Source organism: Streptomyces sp. NBC_01474 (assembly GCF_035918215.1).
Taxonomy (GTDB): Bacteria; Actinomycetota; Actinomycetes; order Streptomycetales; family Streptomycetaceae; genus Streptomyces; species Streptomyces aureus.
This window is the reverse complement of the sequence record NZ_CP109449.1, coordinates 8,919,810-8,942,386: the sequence shown is the minus strand read 5'-3', so window position 1 is coordinate 8,942,386 and position 22,577 is coordinate 8,919,810. Positions and strand designations below refer to the sequence as shown.

At 69.1% G+C, this 22,577-nt stretch carries 14 protein-coding genes; 8 read left to right on the top strand and 6 right to left on the bottom strand.

What is annotated here, in order from left to right; all coding sequences use genetic code 11:
- Complete coding sequence (locus OG758_RS40870) at positions 1-975, top strand: acetylxylan esterase (protein WP_326714492.1); 975 nt, start codon at positions 1-3, stop codon at positions 973-975.
- Between the two features lie 5 nt (positions 976-980).
- Here OG758_RS40870 and OG758_RS40865 read toward each other — a convergent pair whose 3' ends face one another.
- The 4 genes from OG758_RS40865 to OG758_RS40850 form a co-directional block, all read right to left on the bottom strand.
- A complete protein-coding gene (locus OG758_RS40865) occupies positions 981-2,531 on the bottom strand; it encodes a phytoene desaturase family protein (RefSeq protein WP_326714491.1) in 1,551 nt (516 codons plus the stop codon).
- Positions 2,532-2,654: 123 nt separating this feature from the next.
- Positions 2,655-4,913: a serine/threonine-protein kinase gene (locus OG758_RS40860; RefSeq protein WP_326714490.1), complete on the bottom strand. Its 2,259-nt coding sequence runs from the start codon at positions 4,911-4,913 to the stop codon at positions 2,655-2,657.
- The gene (locus OG758_RS40855; protein ID WP_326714489.1) at positions 4,886-5,863 is read right to left on the bottom strand and encodes an oxygenase MpaB family protein; all 978 of its coding nucleotides are present in this window, start codon (positions 5,861-5,863) and stop codon (positions 4,886-4,888) included. The genes OG758_RS40860 and OG758_RS40855 overlap by 28 nt, the downstream gene beginning before the upstream one ends.
- 83 nt (positions 5,864-5,946) lie before the next feature.
- Positions 5,947-7,431 carry an MFS transporter gene (locus OG758_RS40850; protein WP_326714488.1) on the bottom strand — a complete coding sequence of 495 codons (1,485 nt, stop codon included), beginning with the start codon at positions 7,429-7,431 and terminating at the stop codon, positions 5,947-5,949.
- A gap of 231 nt (positions 7,432-7,662) precedes the next feature.
- On the opposite strand from OG758_RS40850, the gene mptB reads away from it, so the two are divergent.
- A complete protein-coding gene (gene mptB, locus OG758_RS40845) occupies positions 7,663-9,126 on the top strand; it encodes a polyprenol phosphomannose-dependent alpha 1,6 mannosyltransferase MptB (RefSeq protein WP_326714487.1) in 1,464 nt (487 codons plus the stop codon).
- Positions 9,127-9,293: 167 nt separating this feature from the next.
- Here mptB and OG758_RS40840 read toward each other — a convergent pair whose 3' ends face one another.
- Together OG758_RS40840 and OG758_RS40835 are read right to left on the bottom strand one after the other, a co-directional pair.
- Positions 9,294-11,618: a discoidin domain-containing protein gene (locus OG758_RS40840; RefSeq protein WP_326714486.1), complete on the bottom strand. Its 2,325-nt coding sequence runs from the start codon at positions 11,616-11,618 to the stop codon at positions 9,294-9,296.
- 161 nt (positions 11,619-11,779) lie between these two features.
- A complete protein-coding gene (locus tag OG758_RS40835) occupies positions 11,780-14,161 on the bottom strand; it encodes an Ig domain-containing protein (protein ID WP_326714485.1) in 2,382 nt (793 codons plus the stop codon).
- Positions 14,162-14,594: 433 nt separating this feature from the next.
- On the opposite strand from OG758_RS40835, the gene OG758_RS40830 reads away from it, so the two are divergent.
- The 6 genes from OG758_RS40830 (at position 14,595) to OG758_RS40805 (ending at position 22,554) form a co-directional block, all read left to right on the top strand.
- Entirely contained in the window at positions 14,595-15,380 is a 786-nt protein-coding gene (locus OG758_RS40830; protein WP_326714484.1) for a FadR/GntR family transcriptional regulator, read from the top strand.
- 446 nt (positions 15,381-15,826) lie between these two features.
- Positions 15,827-17,125 (top strand): ABC transporter substrate-binding protein, encoded by a 1,299-nt coding sequence (locus tag OG758_RS40825; protein WP_326714483.1) that lies wholly within the window; start codon positions 15,827-15,829, stop codon positions 17,123-17,125.
- Complete coding sequence (locus tag OG758_RS40820; protein WP_326714482.1) at positions 17,125-18,123, top strand: carbohydrate ABC transporter permease; 999 nt, start codon at positions 17,125-17,127, stop codon at positions 18,121-18,123. Before OG758_RS40825 ends, OG758_RS40820 begins: the two co-directional genes overlap by 1 nt.
- A 38-nt stretch (positions 18,124-18,161) precedes the next feature.
- Complete coding sequence (locus OG758_RS40815) at positions 18,162-18,995, top strand: carbohydrate ABC transporter permease (RefSeq protein WP_266737255.1); 834 nt, start codon at positions 18,162-18,164, stop codon at positions 18,993-18,995.
- Positions 18,996-19,145: 150 nt separating this feature from the next.
- The gene (locus OG758_RS40810) at positions 19,146-20,126 is read left to right on the top strand and encodes an aldo/keto reductase (protein ID WP_326714481.1); all 981 of its coding nucleotides are present in this window, start codon (positions 19,146-19,148) and stop codon (positions 20,124-20,126) included.
- A gap of 55 nt (positions 20,127-20,181) precedes the next feature.
- A complete protein-coding gene (locus tag OG758_RS40805) occupies positions 20,182-22,554 on the top strand; it encodes a hypothetical protein (protein WP_326714480.1) in 2,373 nt (790 codons plus the stop codon).
- The last annotated feature ends 23 nt before the right edge of the window (positions 22,555-22,577 follow it).

Genomic DNA, 22,577 nt, shown 5'->3' with positions numbered 1-22,577 from the left:
TTGCTGTTCGACATGCCCCTCGACCGGCTGCGGGACTACCGTCCCGAGCCCGAGGAACCCGCCGACTTCGACGCGTTCTGGACCAAGACGCTCGACGAGGCCGCCCGGCATCCGCTGGATGCCCGGTTCGCGGCGCACGACACGGGCCTCGCCACGGTCGACGTGCACGACGTGACGTTCAACGGCTGGGGCGGCCAGCCCGTCAAGGCCTGGCTGCTGCTGCCGCGCGGTCACGCGGAGCCGCTGCCCGCGGTCGTGCAGTACATCGGCTACAACGGCGGGCGCGGCATCCCCTACTCGTGGCTGACCTGGAGCTCGCTCGGCTTCGCCCACCTCGTGATGGACAACCGCGGGCAGGGCGGCGGCGGCAAGAACACCGCCGACACCCCCGACATCGCGCCCGAGGGCCACGGCTCCTCGTCGCCCGGCTTCCTCACCCGGGGCATCGAGGACCCGCACCGGCACTACTACCGGCGGCTCATCACCGACGCCGTCCGGGCCGTGGACGCCGCGAAGGCCCACCCGTGCGTCGACGCCTCACGGGTCGCCGTCCTCGGCGGCAGCCAGGGCGGCGGGCTCGCCCTGGCCGTGGCGGGACTGCGCGACGACCTGTCCGCGGCCGTCGCGGACGTGCCGTTCCTGTGCCACTTCCGGCGCGCCTCGCAGATCACGGACAACGGGCCCTACGCGGAGATCGCGCGCTGGCTGTCGGGCCATCGCTTCAGCGTCGAAGCCGCGATGGAGACACTGTCGTACGTCGACGGCGTCAACTTCGCGGCGCGCGCCACCTGCCCCGCCTGGTTCTCGGTCGGCCTGATGGACAAGATCTGCCCGTCGTCCACCGTGTTCGCCGCCTACCACCGCTACGCGGGGCCCGCCGAGATCGAGGTGTTCCCGTACAACGGTCACGAGGGAGGAGCCGAGTACGACCTGCCGCGGAAGATCGCCGCGCTGCGCGGCGCCCTGCGCGGCTGATCGCCTCAGTGGCCGAGGACCGCCATCGCCGCGTTGTGCCCGGGGATCCCGCTGACCCCGCCGCCGCGCACGGCTCCCGCCCCGCACAGCAGGACGTTTGCGTGCGCGGTCTCGACGCCCCATCGGCCCGTCCCCTCCTGGGCGTACGGGAAGGACAGGTCGCGGTGGAAGATGTTGCCGCCGGGCAGGCGCAGGTCCCGCTCCAGGTCGAGCGGGGTCTTCGCCTCGATGCACGGCCGGCCGTCGGCATCGACGGCGAGGCAGTCCTCGATCGGCTCGGCGAGTTGCGCGTCGAGCTGGGCGAGCGTGGCCTTCAGGAGCTCGACGCGGGCGGCGTCGTTGTCGCCCGCGAAGAGCCGGGCGGGGGTGTGCAGGCCGAACAGGGTGAGGGTCTGGTAGCCGCGCGCGACGAGGTCCGGGGCGAGGATGGTCGGGTCGGTCAGCGAGTGACAGTAGATCTCCGACGGGGGCGCCGCGGGCAGTGAACCGGCCGCCGCCTGGCCGTACGCGGTCGCCAGCTGCTCGTAGCCCTCGGCGACATGGAACGTGCCGGCGAACGCCTCGCGCGGGTCGACGGACGTGTCCCGCAGCTTCGGCAGCCGGGTCAGGAGCATGTTGACCTTGAGCTGCGCGCCCTCGGCCGGCGCCGGCGGCTCGTCGCCGACGAGTGCGGCGAGGGCCTGCGGGGACGCGTTGACGAGCACGTGCCCGGCACCCACCCGGCCCGCGCCGCCCTCCGACGCGTACGTCACCTCGGCGTGGCGCCCGTCGGTCTCCACGCGGGTCACCTCGTGCCCGGTGACGAGTTCGGCGCCGGCCGCGCGGGCGGCAGAGGCGAGGGCGTCGGTGAGGGCGCCCATGCCGCCGACGGGCACGTCCCAGTCCCCGGTCCCGTTGCCGATCACGTGGTACAGGAAGCAGCGGTTCTGCTGGAGGGACGCGTCGTGGGCGTCGGCGAACGTGCCGATCAGGGCGTCGGTGAGGACGACACCGCGCACCAGGTCGTCCGTGAAGCGCTCCTCGACGGCCGTGCCGATCGGTTCCTCGAAGAGCATCCGCCAGGCCGCGTCGTCGTCGACCCGCCGGCGCAGCGCGTCCCTGTCCGGGAGCGGCTCGGTGAGGGTGGGGAAGACCCGCTCGGCGACGCGGCGGGTCGTCTCGTAGAACTCGGTCCACGCGGCGTACTCGCGCCCGCCGCCCGTGAGCCGCTCGAAGGAGGCGCGGGTGCGCTCCTCACCACCGCCGACGAGCAACCCGGTGGCCCGCCCGTCGCGCTCGGTCGGGGTGTACGAGGACACGGTGCGGCCGCGCACGGCGAAGTCGAGCCCGAGATCGTCGACGATCTTGTGGGGCAGCAGGCTGACCAGGTACGAGTACCGCGACAGGCGTGCGTCGACCCCCGCGAAGGGACGGGTCGAGACGGCGGCACCGCCGGTGGTGCCGAGCCGCTCGAGAACCAGGACGGAACGTCCGGCCCGGGCGAGGTAGGCGGCGGCGACGAGGCCGTTGTGGCCTCCGCCGACGATGACGACGTCGTAGCGCTCGTGTGCTGGCATCCCTCTTGGTAACACGATCCGATCATGCCGGGCCAGACCCCGGTTCGGGGGATGGCGGGGGCGGATGGCGGAGCGGGGAGGATCTCGGGCCACGCGCGGGGGCGGCCGCCCCCGCGCAGCCCCTCAGTGTCCGCCGGACGCCCCCTGCCGGCGCAGGGCCGCCACCCGCCGGTACAGCTCGACCGCCTCCGTGCCGCGTCCGAGCTGTTCCAGGCAGTGCGCCTCGTCGTTGCGGCTGGCGAGGGTGTCCGGATGGTCGGCGCCGAGTACCTGTTCGCGGGCCGCGGCTACCCGCCGGTACTCGACGAGCGCGTCGGCCCACCGGCCGAGCCAGCCGAGACCGACGGCCACCTCGCGGCGGCTGACCAGCGAGTCGGGGTGATCGGCGCCGAGGACCCGGGCGCGGATCGCGCAGACGTCGCGGGCCTCGGCGAGCGCTTCCTCCCAGCGGCCCATCCTCCCCAGGTTGACGCCGAGGCCGTGGCGGGCGCGCAGGGTCTCGGGGTGGGCCGTGCCGCTGACGCGCGTACGGTCGTCGATGAGGTCGCGGTAGAGGCCGAGTGCCTCGGCGCTGCGGCCGAGCCGGCCGAGGCTGATGCCCACCTCGTAGCGCGCGGCGAGCGTGTCCGGATGGTCGGGGCCGAGCGCCTGTTCGCGGGCCTGCACCACCTCGTGGTAGGTGCGCAAGGCCTCCGTCCAGCGGCCCAACTGGCCCAGGGCATAGGCGACTTCGCATCGCGTGACGAGCGTGTCGGGATGGCTGGCGCCGAGTACGCGGGCGCGCGCCGACGCGACCTCGCACGCCATACGGTACGAGTCCTCGAGGCGCCCGAGCCGACTGAGGTTGTACGCGAGGTTGTGGCGGCAGCGCAGGGTATCGGGATGGTCGGGTCCGATGGCCCGTTCACGCGTGGCGAGCACCGACGTGTACACCTGGTGCGCGTCGAAGTGCCGCCCCAACTGGCCGAGGACGTACGCCATTTCCTGCCGGGCGCCGAGAGTTTCGGGGTGCTCGGGGCCGTGGACACGCTCACAGCCCTCGGTGACGCGGCGGTACTCGCGCAGGGCGTCGGCGGGGCGGCCGGTGCGGCTGAGCGTGAAGGCGACCTCGTAGCGGCTGGCGAGTGTGTCGGGGTGGTCCGGGCCGAGCGCGTGCTCGCGCTCGGCCGCGACGGCGCGGTGCACCTCGCCGGCCTCCTCCCAGCGGCCGAGCCGGCCGAGGCTCAGGCCCGCGTTGTGCCGGGCGGCGAGGTGGGCGACCACCTCCGGTGCGGGCGTGGGGCGTTCCGTGCGCGCGGGCTGCTCACTGCGCCGCGACTCGGGGCGCGCGATCCACTCTCCGGCGAGCCCCGCCCCCGCGTCGGGCGGCCTACCGCGCAGGACGGGCGGGCCGGCCGCCTTGTGGCCGGTCGTCATGCCGCGCGTCCAGGACGGCAGCCGCGGCTCACGGGACACCGGCTGCTGCGGCTCACCCACGGCCTGGCGTACGGGGGTTGCCGTCACCGTCGGCACATATCCGGACGGAGAACGGCCGTCATCGATCCGGCGGACCAGTTCGCGGGCGTCCCGCGGCCGCTCGTCCGGCTCCTTCGCGAGCAGGTCGAGGATGATCCGGTCCAGGAAGCCGGGGAGCTCGGCCCGGTGCGTGCGGGGTGGTTCGGGCACGGTGTCGCGGTGCCCGACGAGGACGGCCCAGGCGTCCTCCAGGTCGAACGGTGGCGCTCCGGTCGCGATCTCGTAGAGCACGCAGCCGAACGAGTACAGGTCGCTGCGCCGGTCGACGTGGTCGCCGCCGATCTGCTCCGGCGACATGTAGTGCGGGGTCCCCATCGCGATGCCGGTGCCGGTGAGGCGAGCGGTGAAGCCGATGTCGTGGCCGAGGCGCGCGATGCCGAAGTCGCAGATCTTCACCGTGCCGTCGGTGAGCCGCATGATGTTCGCGGGCTTCAAGTCGCGGTGGATGATGCCCTGTTCGTGCGTGTAGGCGAGCGCGGCCGAGACCTGGCCGGCGATCTCGACGATGTCCGCGACGGGTAGCGGGTGCTGCTTGTTGTCCTCCAGGAGTTGGCTGAGGTTCTTTCCCTCCAGGAGCTCCATCACGAGGTACAGCCCGCCGTCGTGCTCGCCGAAGTCGTGGACGACGGTCACCCCGCGGTGCTGAAGGGCGGCCGCCACGCGGGCCTCCCGGCGGAAGCGCTCCCGCAGGACACGGGTGAAGGACTGGTCGTGCTGCGGCCCCATCGGCTTGAGGCACTTGACCGCGACTCTGCGCCCGAGCGACTCGTCCCTGGCACGCCACACTTCGCCCATACCGCCCCGCCCGATGAGATCGAGCAGCCGGTACCGGCCCTGGATCAGCCTGGTCTCCCCCGACTCCGGCATCTCGCGCTGTCGCCCCCGTCGCCTCGCTGCGCCCTCCCCGGCCTGTCCAGTATGGCCGTCCGACTCCCGATTCTGTACGGTGCCGGACGGCTGCCGGGGCCGAGTCGTGACATGGCGCGCAGGATGTGTTTCGGGGGGAGTTGCCAGCGCACACGTGCGGGAACGCAGCGCAGGACGGTGCCGGTGAACCGCAGTCCTCGGGTCACGGCGGCCGGCGTCGGGGCCGGCCTGCCGTACAACTCGTGGGCGTACGGCGGCAGAGAGGCGTACGCGAGATGCGACACGCGCCTCCAGAGTGTCGCGCGCGCCGGGATCAGCAACGGGTGGACGGGCGGCCTGCGCAGGAAGTCGTCGACGTCCCGGGCCTCCGGACCGGCGGCGAGCAGAGGCCTCATCTTCTCGAAGTACGCGGCGAGTCGGGCCCGGTCCCCGGGCACGTCGGCGGGGTCGAGGCCGACCAGCCGGGCGCTGGTGCGGTGTTCGGCGATGTACTGGTCGGCCTGTGCGTCCGTGAGCCGGAACCCGGAGCGGCGCGCGACGTGGAGGTAGGAGTCGATCTCGGCGCAGTGCACCCACAGGAGCAGTTCCGGCTCGTCGACCCCGTAGCGCTCACCGGTGTCGGGGTCGGTGACCTTGAGATGACGGTGGATCTTCCGCACGCGAGCACCGGCACGCTCCGCGTCCTCAGCGGTCCCGTACGTGGTCGTGCCGACGAAACCGGCCGTGCGCATCAGCCTCCCCCAGGCGTCCTTGCGGAAGTCCGAGTTCTGCATGACACCGCGCACGGCCCGCGGAAGGAGCGCCTGAAAGTAGAGCGCACGCACACCCGCAACCCACATCATGGGGTCCGCGTGCACCTGCCAGGTCACCGATCCGGGCCCGAAAAGCCCGGGATCGCCCCGCCCCTCTTCCGTCCCTGTGCCCACCACGTCGCCGCCTCTCCCCCGCATCAGCGGTCCCGGCGCGATCAAAGATCTCCGCTCGGCGCCTCAGCACAACGCTACCGGTGAGCCGACACGGTCGCCCCAGGGGTTCAGGCCGTGACTGCCGCCGTCCGGGACCGCGTCCGCTCCTCCGCGTCCGCGTCGAAGCCGATCGGTTCCCAGCGCTTCGACAGCAGAGCGATCAGACCGAGGACGGGGGCGGCGAGGATGACCCAGTAGACGTGGGTGCCGAGGCCGGTGCTGAGGATGGGGAAGAAGAACAGGGTCAGTGTCGAGCCGAGGCGCAGCACGGCCTGGTTGAAGCCGATGCTGACGCCGCGCATCGACGTCGGAAAGCCCAGCGAGGCGTAGCTCATGATGTGCGCGCCGGGGCCGAAGCCCTGGGCGAACATGAACGCGCCGAGCATCAGGATGCCCGCCGTCACGACGGCCGTCCCGGACGGATCCCCGATGAGAGCGAGCACCGTGATGGCGACGAGCTGGATCGCGAAGCCCAGCGTCATCATCGGCCAGGCGCCGCGGGTCGACGCCCAGCGGATGCCGAGGAGCCCACCGGTCAGGGCGAAGACGAGGTTCAGGGCGAAGGAGGACGCGATCGTGGTCAGCGGGCCCTGCGTCATCAGCGTGGCGATGATGATCGGCAGCCCGAACGCGACCGCGTTGTAGCCGAAGGTCTCCGCCAGACCGACCGCCACCGACTGGATCGTGCGCGTGCGGTACGGAGGGGTGAAGAGCCGTGCGTACGCGCCCAGGCCGGTCCGGGGCGGACGGGATGCCGTCTCGGGCGCGTCGTCGGCGACGCGCGCGTCCACGCCGTACGACTGGCGCAGGATCTTCGCCGCGCCTTCCAGGTCGCCCTGGTCGGCGGCCCAGGTCGGGGACTCGTTCATGTAGCGCCGGCGCAACAGCAGTACCAGCAGCGCGGGCACCGCGCCGAAGCCGACGGTGAACCGCCACAGCCAGCCCAACTGGGCGTCCGGCAGGAGGAAGTACAGCAGCATGATCACGAGGTAGCAGCCGCTGGTCGCGGTGTACCAGGCGGGTGACCAGGCGGCCGTGCGGGAGCCCTTGCTGCCCTTGCCGTGCAGCCGGGAGAACTCGGCGAGGAACGCGATCGCGACGGGGATGTCCATGCCGACGCCGATGCCCATCACGAAGCGTGCGGCGATCAGCGTCCACACGTCCTGCGCGACCGCGCACACCAGCGCGGTGGCGACGAAGAAGAGCATGTTCGCCATGAAGACGCGGTAGCGGCCGATGCGGTCCACCAGCCAGCCGCCGACGAGAGCCCCGAGGAGCGAACCGACGCTGATCGAGGCGGTGACCGTGCCGGCCATCGTGGAGCTGAGACCGAACTGTTTCGTGATGTCGGGCAGCCCGTAGGCCAGGGAACTCAGGTCGTAGGCGTCGAGGAAGATGCCGCCGAGCGCGATGATCACGATCATCTTGGCGTGGCGGCCGCGCGCCGTGCCCGAGTTGACCAGATCGGAGACGTCGGCCGCGGAGCGGATCAGTACCGTGCCCGACGGCGTCACCGGAGATGTGCTGGTGGACAGGGGGGAGGTGGAGCTCACGAGCGCCTTCCGGTGTGGTGCGGGGACGTACCGTCGGATCGTATGCACCGGCCGGAATTCGCCCGTGCGCGTGTCCACATCCTGGTCATCCTTGTGGACTCGGTCGCGACGCATGATCCAAGCTGTGAACGTGGTCCCGACCGGCCGCGGGCGCGGGCGACATCCTGCGTTTGCCGTCCATTGGGGCGGAGCTGGGTGCGGTGATCCGCAAAGCGTTCTACCTTCGACCGAATGAGAGCGGCGGATATCGATACACGGGTCTGGGCACGACGCGGCATGTGGGGTTCCGTGCTGCTCTCATCAGGCGCCTGGGGCGCCGGCGCGCTGCCGCGGGGCGTACCGGACGGGATCTGGGGAGTCCCGGGACCCGCTCTCGCGCTGATCGGTGCGACGGCGACGTATGCGGGACTCGGTCTGCTGCTGTGGTCCTGGTGGCGGTTGGGCACGCTGCTGCGGGCCGGTGCGGTGATGAGCAAACGGCGGCAGTGGCTCACGCTGGGCGGCTGGGCGCTGCCTCTGCTTCCGGCGCCGGCGCTGTTCAGTATGGACATCTACAGCTACGTGGCCCAGGGCGCACTGGCCGGGCGCTCCTGGAACGTCTACGAGATGGGCCCCTCCGCACTCGGCGGGCCGCTCGCCGCGAACGTCCCGGAGGTGTGGCAGGACGCCCCGGCTCCGTACGGACCCCTGTCCGTTCTGGTGAGCCGGGCCGTGGTCTTCGTGACCGGCGAACACCATGTGGTCGCCGCCGTCGTACTCCATCGGGTGGCCGCGCTCGCCGGGCTCGCCCTGCTGGCCTGGTCGGTTCAGTGGCTAGCGACGCGGTCGGGCGGCGACGGCTCGGGAGCCTGGTGGGCGGCGCCGCTGAATCCGCTGGTGCTGGTCCACCTGGTGGGCGGGGCGCACAACGAGGCGCTGATGCTCGGCTTGATGATGGCCGGTCTTGTGGCGTGCCGGTCCGGACGATGGGTTCTGGGCGTTGTCCTGCTGACGTGCGCCACGCTGGTGAAGGCCCCGGCCGCGGTGGCCCTGGGGTGCGCAGCCCTGGTGGCGGTCGCCGGACAGACGGGCTGGTGGCGACGCCTGGGCCGCGCGGCGGGGATCATCCTCGCGGCCGTCGGGACGCTGGTGCTGACGGTGGCTCTCTGCGGGCTGGGCTGGGGTTGGCTCGACACGATCCGCACACCGACCCACTCGTACACACCGATGTCGGTGACCACGGACGTCGGCCGGCTGCTGAGGTGGATCGGGACCGAAGCCGGCTGGGTCACCACACCGGACCCGGTGACGGTGATGCGCACGCTCGGGACCTTGGCAGGGCTCTGCGGGGCCCTGTACTTCCTGGCGCGCGCTCCCCGCCTCGGCGCCGAACGCGCAGCGGCCCTGGGACTGTTGGCCCTGGTGGTGTGCGCTCCCGCCGTGCAGGGCTGGTACCTGCTGTGGGGGGCGGTGCCCCTGGCCACGGTCGCATGGGGCGCGCTGGCGGACACCCGGATCAAGACAGCGGTCGTCGTTCTGGTTCTCATGGTGATGCCGTCGGGCCGGGGGCCCACCGTCACAGATGTGGTCGGCATTGTCCTGGGGGGCTTGGCGATCCTGCTGTGGATGGCGTGGACGTCTCAGCGAACCCGTGACGCAGGGCTCCAGCCTTCCCCTCGGCCCAGTTACGGAGAGGTGCCCTTGCGGTTTCCCTGACACCCAGACAGGGAGTTCAAGCCGCCTTCGGGCGTCAGGCGGGTCACGCGCGTACCGCGAGGGGGCGGGCCCTGGAGCCATGCCCTCTCTCCATTAGTGACTATTGCGTGCTTGGTGGGGGTTGTGCAGTGGTGCCGACCGGCGCCGTCACCGGCCGGCACCACGCCTCAGCGGCGCAGGAGGTTCGTCGCCGGGCTCGCGGCCCGGACCTCGAGGCGCCGGAGCGAATAGCCGAAGGATGACGTGCGCTTGATGCCCTGCATGCGGATGTACCGGCCCGACACGGGAGCGAAGGTGAGGTCGTCCACGCGGGCGCCCGCGGGCTTGTCCCGGACGGCGGCGGCTGTCTTCCAGTTCGTCCCGTCGTCGGAGACCTGGATGTCGTAGTCCTTTCCGGACGCCGTCTCCCAGTCGAGCAGGACGCGGCGGACCGGCTGTACCTGGCCCAGGTCCACCTGGATCCATTCGCCGTCCCGGTAGGCACTGGCCCAGCGGCTCGCCGGGTCACCGTCAGTGGCGTTCTCCGGTCCCAGGCTGGGCACTTCGGACGACGACGCCGTGGTCGGCCGGTGCAGCGCCAGATCCGCTGCGTCAAAGACGCGCATGCTCCACAGCGCGAAGCCGTCCTGCTTGCGGGCCGCTTCGGTGCCGACGAGACGCACGTACCGGGCGGTGACCGGTTCGAAGGTGAGCGTGTCGGATCCCGCGGACGCGCGGTCCGTGCGGCGGGCGACCGTGGTCCAGGTCGTGCCGTCGCCGGACACCTGGATCGCGTAGTCGCGGCCGTGTGCGGGCGCCCAGTCCAGGTCGGCCTTGGTGACGATCCGGGGGCGGCCGAGGTCCACGCGGAGCCAGGCGTGATCTCCCGGGCCGCTCTGCCACTTGGTGGTGCTCACCCCGTCGAACGCCGCGTCGGCCGTACCCGCGGACGCCGACGCCGGCTGGCCCGCGCTCAGCTCACTGTTGGCCGGGGTGGCGAGTGTCGTGGCGACCTCGGTCAGCCCCGTGCCCACGCCGAGCTTGCGCACGGTAGACATGAAATCGCTGTACGGGACACCCGAGTTGGCGCCGCTCCACATCTTCTGCGCGAGGACGCCGAAGGTGGGCTCGACCAGTTTGTGTACGTCGAGTTCGGTGTAGCTGGAATTGGTCAGGTCGTTCCACACCGAGGACATGGCGCCGAGGAGCTTGGGGTCCTTCGGTGCGACGCTCTGGCCGTCGGGGAAGACGTTGGGTTCCCAGTTGTCGTAGAGGTACGTACCGTCCAGGCCGTGGCCGTGGTAGTAGCTCGCGAACGGGACGATGTAGAGCAGGGCGTCGTTGGTGTTGATGAACGAGTAGCCGTCCTTCTTGGCGGCCTGGGGGCCGTACCACGAGTTGTTCCAGCTGTTGAGGGTGACGTCGCGGTCGAAGCCCTCGGTGTCGGACGTCATCAGGGACAGGCTGCCCCAGGCGCGCGGGTGCTTGCCGAGCGTGCGGATGTGGGCGGCGATGTCGTTGAAGTAGGTCTTGTAGCGGGGCTTGTCCGACCGGTACTCGTCGGCGCCGAAGTGCACGTCCGGGCCGCGGAACCACGGCGTGAACTCGTCGAACACCGATTTCATGAACGCGGTGGTCTCCGGCTTGGACAGGTCCAGGTGGTCGGAGTCGCCGTTGTTGAGGCCGAGGGAAGGCTTGAAGCGGATGAACGCGAGGGAGTGGGCGGGGGCGTCGAACTCGGGGACGAGCGTGACGCCGTTGGCGGCTGCGGTGTCCTCGAAGGAGTCCCAGTCGTGCCGGTCGTACGCCCCGTCCTTCGAGGCCAGGCCGGACAGCGCGGGGTTGTCGGTCTTGAGGCGGAAGCCGGCCTGGGCCTCGCTCCAGGGCCGGTCGCCTTTGAACCCGTTGTCGTTGAGGTGGATCTGGAACTCGTTGAGCTTGAACCAGCCCATGAGACGGATGTAGTCCCGGATGAAGTCCGCGGTGAAGAAGCGCCGCCCGACATCCAGCGTGAAGCCCCGCACCTTGTAGTTCGGCCAGTCCACGGCGGTGCCCACGGGGACGGAGTCACGGCCGTCGTCGAGCAGCAGGATCTGCAGGAGCGTACGGGTGCCGTAGTAGACGCCCTTCGTGGTCGGCGCGGTGATCCGCACGTTCTCGCCGCTGACCGTGAAGGTGTATCCCTCTTCCTTGAACCGGGCGCTGTCCACCCCTTCGGGCACGGTGGGATCGATCGACAGCACGATGTCGCCGCTCTGCGGGTGGCGCGGCGACAGGGTCGGCTTGCGCCCCGTGACCTGCTCGATCTCGACGGGGAGGGTGGCGAGTTGGTCGCGGAGACGGTCGCGGTGCGCTCCGGCGAACACGATGCGGCTGTGCCGGCGCAGCTCGAAGGAGCCCGTGCGGCCCTGCCACTTCTGGAGGGCGGGTACCACGGCGGGTTTTGCGTTGACCGGGACGGGGTCGGCGCTCGCCGGCGTGGCGGGAGCGGCGAGGGCGAGCAGGGAGACCATTAACGCGAGAAGGCACAGCAACTGTCTTGAAAGCACTCTCATGTGGAACTCCAAGTGTTCTCAATGAATTCGTTCCTGGAGGTTCGTGCGGGTGACGCGAAGAGGAGCAGGTGCCGGCTGTGCCGCGCCCCAGCCGAGGCTGGGGCGCGGCACAGCCACGTTCACGGTCTGGTTGTCACCTTGTAGGCGATCTTCGCGTCGGCGACGCTCCCCCCGTTCGCGGCGGTGATGGTGAACTTGCTGGTGCCGGGGTGGGTAGGAATTCCGGTGATGCCACCGGTGTCCTGGTTGAGGGTCAGGCCGCGCGGGAGGCGGCCGTCGGTGACCTCGTAGCGGATGGTCCGCGGCGTCGTCGAGGTCACCTTGAAGCCGTACAGCTTTCCGATCCGGGCGTCCGTCGGCTCCGCCGTGGCGAAGCCCGGCGTCGGGACCTTGATCGACTGCGGGTCGTCGATCGGCTGACCGGACGTGTCCATCTCCTGCAGGGTCCACTCGGCGTCCGGTGTGACCTCGGTCAGGTGCCAGTGCCTGCTCGCGACACCCAGTTGCTTCTTCTGCTCGGCAGTGAACGCGCCGGCCGCGCGCGCGGACTCCCACATCCGGACGGCGGCGAGCAGCGTTGGGGCGTTCTGACCGGACTGGAGGCTGCTCACGCTGGTCTCGAAGTTGACACCGGCGTCGAGGGAGGCCGCATGAGCCAGGGTGTCCTCGATCTTTTGCAGGCTGTCGCCGCCCGAGAGCCCCTGCTGGCCCATCATCCCGGGCAGGTAGTTCGCCCGGTAGAACGTGTTGCTGCGGATGATCTGGGCGTAGCTCGTGGGGCCGATCTCACCCCAGCTCGCCCTGGACTGGGCGTCCCACGTGTTCGACGCGAGGTTGCTGCACTCGGTGATGAAGTTCTTGGTGGTGACCTGCCGATGGACGCCGTTGACGAGCCGTGCGAAGCCGTAGCCGCCCCAGCCGTTGTAGCCGGTGCCTTCAAGGCCGTCGTAGGACGTGGCGTGGACGCCGCTGGTGTTGTAGGCGGTGGCCAGCCGGGTCGCGATCTCGTCGGTGATCGGCAGACTGGCCAGCGCTCCGCCGTAGCCGTTCTGGATGAGCCGGGCGACCGTGGTGCCGGCCGGGTAGTCCTTGGCGGCCGAGGACCACTGTGCCCGCTTGAGGCCGCCGACCTGCCACTCGGTGTTGCTGACCTTGGTGACGGAACCGTAGGTGATGAACTCGTCGCCGATCCGCAGCCGTTGACCGTCGACGCCGGAGGCCAGCAGGCCGCTGGCATCCACGTACAGCGTGGTGTCCGACCCGGCCAGCGGGCGGGTGAGCCGGGCGGAGCCGCCCGACGCGAGCCGTGGATCGGCCGGCGCCTTCACGTACGGGTCGTTGGCGTCGATGAAGGTGGACAGGGTGTGCACCCCGACCTCGATGCCCTCCTTCGCCGCCGCGGCCACCAACTGGGCGGCCGCCGCGTCCGATCCGCCGAAGGAACCGTTGAACTGGTAGTGCCCGTGCGACACCCATGGCCCGTTGCCGGAGATCGCGTAGATGTTCCGCACCCCGGCCTGCGCGGCGAGCTTGGCGGCCGCGGTGACGTTGCCCGTGTTGAGGTCGTGGACCCAGAAGTGGGTCTGCGAGGTGCGCTGGGCCGCCTTCTGCCACTGGCCGTCCAGGGTGGGGTACGCCTGGTCGTGCTCCTTGGCGATCTGGCTGAGCACGGTCAGGGCGAGATCCGGCGCACTGCCGAACAGGGCGATCTTCGACCCGATGATCCGGCCCTCCGGCGCGGGCAGCGGGCCGAGCGGGATCTCGTAGCCGTTGGTGCGCTGCCGGACCCGTACCTTGCTGTAGTCGTAGGTGGTGGCGCGCAGAACGCTGCCCCATGTCGTCTTCGCGGCGACGTTGCTCGCCAGCCACTCGTCCTTTGCACCGGTCTGGAGCCCGTACGGATTCCAGACGAGATCGGGACCGAACCCGTACGCCAGATGCTCGTTCGGCCACCCGCCCACTGTCTTGTCGTTCAGCGGCCGGACCCCCATGACGAAATCGGAGTCGGCGACCACACCGACCGTCTCTCCGATGGTCTCGTCGAGCGTCGTCGGCAGCGGACCCCACAGCAGCGTCTGCACATCCACACCCGAGGATGCCGTCAGGCCGACGACTTCGAGTGTGGAATGCGTGGGGAACCTGACGGCCTCCACCTGGATCGTCACGCTCTCGCCGGCGAACTCCAGGACCTGCCGGTTGTGCGACCGGTCGCGCGACACGACCCGGACCTTCGCCGGAACCACGTGCTTGCCGTCGGCCACCACGCTGACCAGGGGCACGGGGGTGTCCTTCGCCAGGTGGTCGGTGCCGTTGCGCAGGTCCACCAGGCTGTCCACGTACCCGGAGCTGCTGATGCCCACCGACAGGAAGCCCGCCCCTATCCGCAGCGAGGGGGACGTCTTGGTCCTGGCCGTTCGCGCGGCATGCGCGGGGCCGGCGGCCATGGCCACGGCCGTGGCCGAACTCAGGCCGCTGGCAACCAGAAAGCGACGTCTGTCCACATTTCCTCCTAGGTGAAGTGACTCTCGATGACACGCGGGATCGCTGATCAACCGCCCGTGAACAGCACAGAGGGAGCAAGGCCGGCAAACGTCGAGCGGCGAACGAGGTCACCTGGATAGTTCGTATTCTTCAGCGGAGATGGTTCGCGCTGTTCCGGGGAGCGGGATCGGTGGGCGGCCGTGAGCTGGAGGGCCCCTAGGCCTGCCCGTGCAGGGAAGTGCGCTTGCTTCTCCTGTGTAACTACCGCAGCACAAGTGCGATCTAGCGTGCACGGGACGGAAGGGACCGTCAAGGCTTAGTTCGGATCTATTCCCGATAGCGTGAGTGTTACGTGGTGCGATCCGAGCACCCCTGAACGGACGGCCACGGAGGTATCTTGGGGCCCAGCACTTGGAATTTCGTGACCTGCATGCATCGGATACATGGAGCAACATGACTGGATCTTCCCGGCCCGCGTCCGCGGCATCGGATTCGGAGACGGAGGCGGCTCCCTACCGTCCCGGCTACGAGGTCGCGGCGGAGCGCATCCTGGAGTACGTCGCACGGCAGGGGATGGGGCCCGGCGACCGGCTGCCGACGGAGAAGGATCTGGCGGCCGAAGTGGACATGAGCAGAACGGTGGTGCGGGAGGGCGTCAAGATCCTCTCAGCCCTCGGGAGGCTCTCGGTGGAGAAGGGGCGCGGCATTTTCGTGGCGCATCCCAAGAACGATCTGTGGTCCGACACGTTCTCCCGGTTCCTGCCGACCGACCCCAGTCGCGTCGGTGAACTGTTCGAGTTCCGGCGCTTCACCGAGACCGAGACCAGCGGGCTCGCGGCCACGCGGGCCACACCGGTTCAGCTCAGGGCGATCCGCGAGGCAGCGCAGCGTTCGGCGGAGGCCGCCGAACGCGACGACCACGAGTCGTTCGGCCGGGCCGATGCGGAGTTCCATCAGGCGATCGGTGCGGCGGCGGGGAACGCGTTCCTCTCCAGCCTGGTCGACGCGATCCAGCGGCTGCAGCGACAGGTCACCATCGTGGCCCTGGCCGACTCCGCACCGGGATCGCTGGCCGGGGCCGCCGAGCAGCACCTGGCGATCCTGGAAGCGATCGGGGCCGGCGAGCAGGAGCAGGCCGCCGCCCTCATGGCCCGCCACATAGACACGACGGAACTCCAGGTCCAACGAGAGATCCGCAACCGCATCTTCGCCACTCCCGCCGGCCTGGACGGGGCGTGACCGTGGGCGGCAGCCTCGATCAGTAGTGCCCCGCCGGCCCTCGCCCCGCCGCCCACGCCGGAAACGGCCGGGCGACGGGGGCGTAGCGTGCCGCGGTCGCGAACCGCGCCACCGATGTGTCTCGTTCTCGCGAAGCGAATCCGTAGAGGCCCGGCGACACCCCACCGACATGTATCGGATCTATTGACGCCTCGCTTGAGGCAATAACTCCGTCTCATCTCTTGACATGCCGTCGCGTGCAGACTTCCATACCCCCAAGGTGCCCTGAGGGTCGAACGCTGAGGGGAAGCGGTCGCCCCCGAGAGCAGCAGGACTCTGGGAAGAGTCTGAACCATGTGACGGATTCGGTGGACGGTCGGCAGCGGGGTTCCCTCTCTCGTCTCGGTACGAGCAAGACAGCGACTCGGTACCGCCCCCCGGACAACGACGGGCAGGGGAAGTTGAACATGAAGCGCAATCCGATACTCACGAGAACCGTCGCCCTCGCAGGTGCTCTCCTCCTGGCCGGGTGCACGGCCGGCAGTTCCGGTACGAGTGCATCCAAGGGCAACGGCGACAAGGTCTCCTTGACCTTCCTCACCTTCGAGACGCCCAACCTGGACGCGAAGTACTGGGACGCCGCGATCGCCCGTGCCTCGGCGAAGGTGCCCGGGGTGACGATCAAAAAGCTCGTGTCGCCCAGCGCCGACCGCACCGGGTACGCGAAGCAGCTCGACAGCACGGGCCAGTTCCCGGACGTCATGATCGGCCTGAACCCCGCCGGATTCGCCGAGGCCGGCAAGCTGGCGCCGTGGACGGACAAGGAACTCGCGACGTACGAGAACCCCCGTGCCAACACGTACGGCGGCAAGGTCTACCAGCTGCCCTACGCCGCCCAGACGACGCTGGTCTACTACAACAAGAAGGATTTCGCGGCGGCCGGCATCGACACACCGCCCCGCACGTACCGTGAACTGCTCGACGACAGCACCAAGTTGAAGAAGAAGGGCATCAACCCCTTCGTGGTCGGCGGTGGCGGCAAGGATTCCTGGGCCGACATGTTCCCGCTGATCTGCACGGTGGCCACCGACGTCTACAGGAAGACGCCGGACTGGCTGTCCCAACGTGCCGAGGGCAAGGTCAAGTTCACCGACCCGGCGTTCGTCGCCGCCGCCCAGAAGGTCGCCGGCCTCGCGGACAAGGGATACATCGACCGCGCCGGCCTTTCCCGCTCCTACGCGGACACCGAACAGGCCTTCCGTGACGGCAAGGGCGCGATGTATCCGATGGGGAGCTGGTTCTCCGCCTCGGCCGACACGAAGAAGCCGGACTTCGACACGGGCGTCTTCGCGTGGCCCACGGACCAGGGGGCTCCTGCACTCCCGGGCGTCCTCGGCGGCGGGATGACGGTGAGCTCCAAGGCGTCCGATGTGCCCCTGGCCAAGAAGTGGGCCAAGGCTTTCATGGAGGACCAGAAGAACCTGGACGCCGCCGTCAAGGCCGACGGGCTCATCATCGACATCAAGGGTTACAGCCCGCCCAGCACCATGGGCCCCGTCTACAAGAAGACTATGGCGGCGTATCGGCAGGCCCAGAAGGGCGGCGGGATCGTCAACTCCTTCTCCCAGGAAACCGGTGACGGTTCCCTGCCGCCCGGCCTGGCCGACAAGGCCGCGGCCGGCGTCCAGAAGCTCATCGGCGGCCGCATGACAGCCCATCAGTTCGGTGCCTACATGGACGAGCAGTGGGACAAGGCCACCCGATAATGCGCATACGTACTCTGACCCGACCGGAAGGTTCCGCTGCCGCGCCCGCGGCGAAGGACACGGCAGCGGCCCGACCACAGGACGCCCCCGCACGGCGGTCGTCGCGACCGTCCCGGCGCTTCCGCCCGAACGGCGGACCGGGCCGCTTCGCCGTCTTCGCGGTGCCCGGACTGCTCGCTTACCTGGCCCTCGTCCTGGTGCCGATCGGGATGACCGCCGGCTACAGCCTCACCAACAAGAACCCCTTCAACCCGCCGACCCAGTGGGTGGGCCTGTCCAACCTCACGAGCCTGTTCTCCGACGACGATTTCCTCAAAGCACTGCAGAACACCGTCGTCATCACCGTGATCGTGACGCTGGTGACCAACGCCGGCGGCCTGGCGATCGCCCTGCTGCTGGACCGTCGCGGCTGGCTGTACAACGCTCTGCGCAGCGTGTTCTTCGTACCGGTCGTGCTGAGCGCGGTGGTGGTCAGCGTCATCTGGCAGTCGATCCTCGTCGACGACGGCCTGCTCAACTCCATGCTGCGACAGCTGGGGGTGAGTCATCCTCCGGGCTGGCTCTCCGACCCGAGCCTCGCCCTCTACACGGTCTCGTGGGTCATCGCCTGGCAGGGGCTCGGCTTCTGCGTGGTGATCTACCTGGCCGGACTGCAGGGAATTCCACAGGAGTTGTACGAGGCGGCGGCCATCGACGGCTGTGGGCCGATGATGCGGTTCCGCCATGTCACCTGGCCGATGCTGGCACCCGCCGTCACCATCAACACGGTCATGTCACTGATCGGCGGATTCAAGGCCTACGACCAGATCCAGGTGCTCACCAACGGCGGCCCCGGCCCCGGCACCACATCCACCCTCGCCTTCCAGGTGGTCCAGACCGCGTTCAACGGCAACCACGTCGGCTACGCCTCCGCGATGGCCGTGGCGATGCTGATCCTGGTCGCGACCGTCTCGGTGATCGCGCTCGGGTGGCTGCAGAAACGCGAGGTGTCCGCATGAGCACGAACACGAAGATGAACCCGGACCTGAACGCGAGCATGAACAGGGGTGGAACAAGGGCGTGGATACGCCCGGTCGTCGCACTCCTCGCCGGCCTGCTGTTCTTCCTGCCGATCTACCTCGTGCTGGTCAACGTGTTCAAGGACGGTTCGGCGATCGTGTCGAACCCGGTCGGTCTCCCGGTCCCACCGACCCTGGACAACATCCAGAGCGTGCTGTCGCGCCCGGACCACCTCTTCTGGTACGGGCTGGTCAACAGCACGGAGGTCACCGTGATCTCCATCCTCGTCATCACCGCGATCTCCGCCATGCTCGGCCACTACCTGGCGCGGTCGACCGGCGTCCTGTCCAAGGTCATCATGGTCGTCCTGCTCTGCGGTCTCATGGTGCCGCCCGCGGTGATCCTCACCCCGATCACCGAAGTCCTGCGCACGCTGGGGCTGATGAGCAGCGTGCCCGGACTGGTCCTGGCGTACGTCGGCTACTACATGCCGTTCGGGGTGTTCGTCTTCGCGGGCTTCGCCAAGACGATCCCTCGAGAGCTCGAAGAAGCCGCGGCGATCGACGGTGCCGGAGCGTTCCGCGCCTTCTGGCAGGTGGTCTTCCCACTGATGCGGCCGGCGTCGGCCAGCGTGGTGATCTTCCTCGGCGTCTGGATCTGGAACGACTTCCTCAACCCGCTGATCGTCCTGGGCCCGGCGGCGGGCACCACGGTGACCGTCGGTATCTACCGGGCCATCGGCGAACACCAAGCGGACTTCGGCTCCGTCTTCGCCTTCATGTTCCTGGCGACACTGCCCATCCTCGTCTTCTACCTGGCCTTCCAGAAGCAGTTCGTCAAGGGCCTCACAGGAGGAGCGACGAAGGGCTGAGATCGGGCGGTACAGCGGGGCATGTGACAGGGGGTGGGGACCGACGCAAGCCCCGCCCCCTGTCACATGTCGCGGACTTCGGACGCTCGCGCCCCTTCACGCCCGTTCATGTCCGTTCACGTCCCTTCAGCGAGAGGCACTCCTCACTCCATGCACCCCACAGCACCCGTGCACCCCGCCACCGCCGTCGACGCACTGTCACTGGGCGCAGCCGCCCTGGGGAACCTGTTCCACGCAGTCAGCGACGAGGACGCGGCCGCCACCGTGGAGGCCGCCTGGGCCTGCGGCATCCGTGCGTTCGACACCGCTCCGCACTACGGACTCGGCCTGTCCGAGCGCCGACTGGGGGACGCACTACGCACCCGGCCACGTGCACAGTTCACGCTGTCCACCAAGGTCGGCCGCCTGCTGCGCGCACGCGCCGGGCTGCCCGGCGACGACCTGGCGAACGGCTTCGCCGTCCCGGCCACCCAAGAGCGGGTGTGGGACTTCAGCACCCGAGGTGTACGCGCCAGCGTCGAGGAGAGCCTCACCCGGCTCGGCCTCGACCGCGTGGACACCGTCTATCTGCACGACCCGGACGGCCACGAGCGCGAGGCCTTCGACTGCGCCTACCCCGAGTTGGAGCGGATGCGTGCGGAGGGCATGGTCGGCGCGATCGGCGTCGGCATGAACCAGACCGCGATGCCGACACGCTTCGTCCGCGACACCGACATCGACGTGGTCCTGCTGGCCGGCCGCTACTCCCTCCTCGACCAGAGCGCTCTGGCCGCACTGCTGCCGCTGGCGGCGCAACGCGGAGTGTCCGTGCTGGTCGGCGGGGTGTTCAACTCAGGCCTCCTCGCCGATCCGCAGCCGGGCGCGACCTTCGACTACGCACCGGCCCCGGCACACCTGCTCGACCGCGCGCTGGCTCTGCGCACGCTGTGCGAGGCCTTCGGGGTTCCGCTGCGGGCAGCTGCCCTGCAGTTCCCGCTGGGCCATCCGGCGGTCGCCGGTGTTCTGCTCGGGGCACGCAGCGCCGCCGAGGTGACGGACGCCGCCGCGATGACCGGCCACCCAATCCCCTCCGAGATGTGGCGTGCCCTGCGTGCCCAGGGTCTGCTGCCGCCGGCGTGCCGGTGCCCGTAGCGACATTGATCTGAAGCTCCACTCACTGGAACCCACACACGAGGACGGTTGCAGAATGCTGGACAGAAGAAACTACCTTGCCCTGTTGGCGGCCGCCGGGGTCGGAGCGACGGTCGCTTTCGAACCGACGATCTCGCAAGCCCAACCGCTCGACGCAGGAGTTGCCGGAGCCAGTGGCCAGGCCGCGGAACTCAGCCGCGCTCTGCGCGAGTTGCACGGCTCCCTCCGGGTGTCCGTTCGGGAATATGACGGTACGACGCTTCGTCGGACCCAGGAATTCGACGGTGACCTGCTGTCCGACGGGCCGCGACAGTGGCAGCTGAAGTGGAACACGCGACGGGTGCCCGACGGTCACGGGTGGGAGGTCACTCTGACCTGCACCCTGGAGAAGGGCGAGGCGGAGCAGAGCGCGATCTCCCTTGATTTCCCCTTCGAGAGCTGGGAGACCGCCAACTACGTGATGATTCCCGGAATCATCTACAACGGCAATCGCTATCGCGCCATCGGCAACGGATACAACCCGGACTATCCGGCCGACATGTACTACAACCCACAGACGCCGCTGACGATATCGAACAACCCACGACTGGCCGTCGATGCTGCGGCGCCTTCACGGATCGAGCTGGCGACGTTCAGTACTGCCGCCCCGGCGATGAGCTTCTTCTCGCCCAAGTTCAAAAAGGGCTGGATCGTCCTGACTGAGCAGGGAACTCGTCTGGGCAACAGTGGGCTCTCGGTCGAGGAGAGTGCGAGCAGGGAGAGCTGTGAATTCAGCATCTCGGCCCCGGTTGTGCGCCGGCAGGTGGCCGGTTTCGGCGATTTCCGGACGAGCGACGACAGGGCGTCGAGCTGGGCTCCCGGTGACGCGGTTTCGATTCGCTTCCAGGTCTTCACCTTCGATGCCGACGGAATTCCGACCGTCCTGCAGAAGTTCATGGACGTACGAAAGTCGCTCACCGGCCCCACCGCGCCTCGCAACCTGCTTCCGATGAGCAAGCTGGCGGAGCTCGGCACCGACATCTGCCGAGGCAACTTCACAGAGACCAAGGCGGGCCGCTACTACCTTCCGGAGAACAACAGGGACTTTCAGCTGGGCTGGGTCAGCGGAATGATCAACACCTACCCCATGCTGGCTCTGAACGATCCGACGGAACGGGGCAGGGTCTCCGATGAGCTCGACTTCGTCTGTTCCCGTATGAAGGGGAAGAGCGGATTCTTCTACGGCACCATCACCGAAGGCGGTGAGATCCGCTCGGAGAAGGCCCACCCCGACTTCCCTGCCGTGCAGGCGATGGTGCGCAAGAACGGAGACGTGCTCTTCTGGCTGATGAAGCATGTGATGCTCCTGAAGGCGCAAGGGCATGGCGACACCGTCAAGGAATCCTGGGAGCTGGCCGCGGGCGGCCTGGCCGAAGCCTTCACCCGGACCTGGCGAAAGCACGGAGAATTTGGCCAGTACATCGTGCCCGAAACAGGCGACATCGCCGTGTACAACTCGACGGCCGGTGCTATCGCTCCCGCTGGACTCGCTCTGGCCGCCGCATACTTCCGCCGTCCTGACTGGCTGTCCGCAGCAGAGGAAGCAGCCGAGTTCTACTACGAGCGGGACACCAAGTCCCGTGGATTCACCGGCGGAGCGTGCGCGGACATCTCACAGGACGCGGACTCCGAAACGGCGTTCGGTCTCCTGGAGTCCTTCATGGCGCTGTACCAGTACACCGGAAAGAAGGGATGGCTGACTCGCGCCAGGGTCCAGGCCGCACTGTGCTCGTCCTGGACTCTTGCGTACAATCCGCTGTTTCCGGTAGGCAGTGCTATCGCGCGGCTCAAGGGGCGGATGGCCGGCGCCGTCTGGGCGAGCAGCCAGAACAAGCATGCCGCGCCCGGTGTGTGCACGTCCTCCGCGGACCACCTGTTCAAGCTGTACCGAGCCACCGGGGACAAGAAGTACGCCGAACTCATCAGCGATATCCAGCATGCCCACGCCGAGGCCGTCAACATGCCGGGACATATCACCACCGACTATCGCATCGGTTCGAGCATGGAGCGCATCCAGCCCAGTGATGCCGAGGGCAAGGGTGCCGTCGGTAATTTCATCTGGACGAGAAACTCCTGGACCGAGACCGACGGTGTCCTGATGGCACTCGAACTTCCCGGAATCTACGTCAGGCCCGGGGAAGGGATTCTCATTCCCTTCGATCACATCGAGGCCGAGTACGTCAGTGAGAGCCGCCAGGCCGCCGAAGTCCGTTTGACCAACAACACGGCCTACGCGGCACGGGTGTCGGTGCTGGCGGAAACGGCCCGCCAATCGGCCCGCCCCCTCGGGTACACGGCGTTCCTCGACTGGCCGCAGGTCGACGTCCCTGCGGGCGGAGCGGTCACCGTGCAGGTCACGCGGAAGGGAAAGGTCACGTGTCTGGCCTGATCTGGCCGTTCTCGCTGTGCACC

Coding starts and splice junctions, on each gene's coding strand:
- mptB (WP_326714487.1), top strand. CDS start 7,663: ATGAGAGCGGCGGATATCGATACACGGGTCTGGGCACGACGCGGCATG.
- OG758_RS40825 (WP_326714483.1), top strand. CDS start 15,827: ATGAAGCGCAATCCGATACTCACGAGAACCGTCGCCCTCGCAGGTGCT.
- OG758_RS40855 (WP_326714489.1), bottom strand. CDS start 5,863: ATGCGGGGGAGAGGCGGCGACGTGGTGGGCACAGGGACGGAAGAGGGG.
- OG758_RS40815 (WP_266737255.1), top strand. CDS start 18,162: ATGAACAGGGGTGGAACAAGGGCGTGGATACGCCCGGTCGTCGCACTC.
- OG758_RS40865 (WP_326714491.1), bottom strand. CDS start 2,531: ATGCCAGCACACGAGCGCTACGACGTCGTCATCGTCGGCGGAGGCCAC.
- OG758_RS40820 (WP_326714482.1), top strand. CDS start 17,125: ATGCGCATACGTACTCTGACCCGACCGGAAGGTTCCGCTGCCGCGCCC.
- OG758_RS40840 (WP_326714486.1), bottom strand. CDS start 11,618: ATGGTCTCCCTGCTCGCCCTCGCCGCTCCCGCCACGCCGGCGAGCGCC.
- OG758_RS40830 (WP_326714484.1), top strand. CDS start 14,595: ATGACTGGATCTTCCCGGCCCGCGTCCGCGGCATCGGATTCGGAGACG.
- OG758_RS40805 (WP_326714480.1), top strand. CDS start 20,182: ATGCTGGACAGAAGAAACTACCTTGCCCTGTTGGCGGCCGCCGGGGTC.
- OG758_RS40810 (WP_326714481.1), top strand. CDS start 19,146: ATGCACCCCACAGCACCCGTGCACCCCGCCACCGCCGTCGACGCACTG.
- OG758_RS40860 (WP_326714490.1), bottom strand. CDS start 4,913: ATGCCGGAGTCGGGGGAGACCAGGCTGATCCAGGGCCGGTACCGGCTG.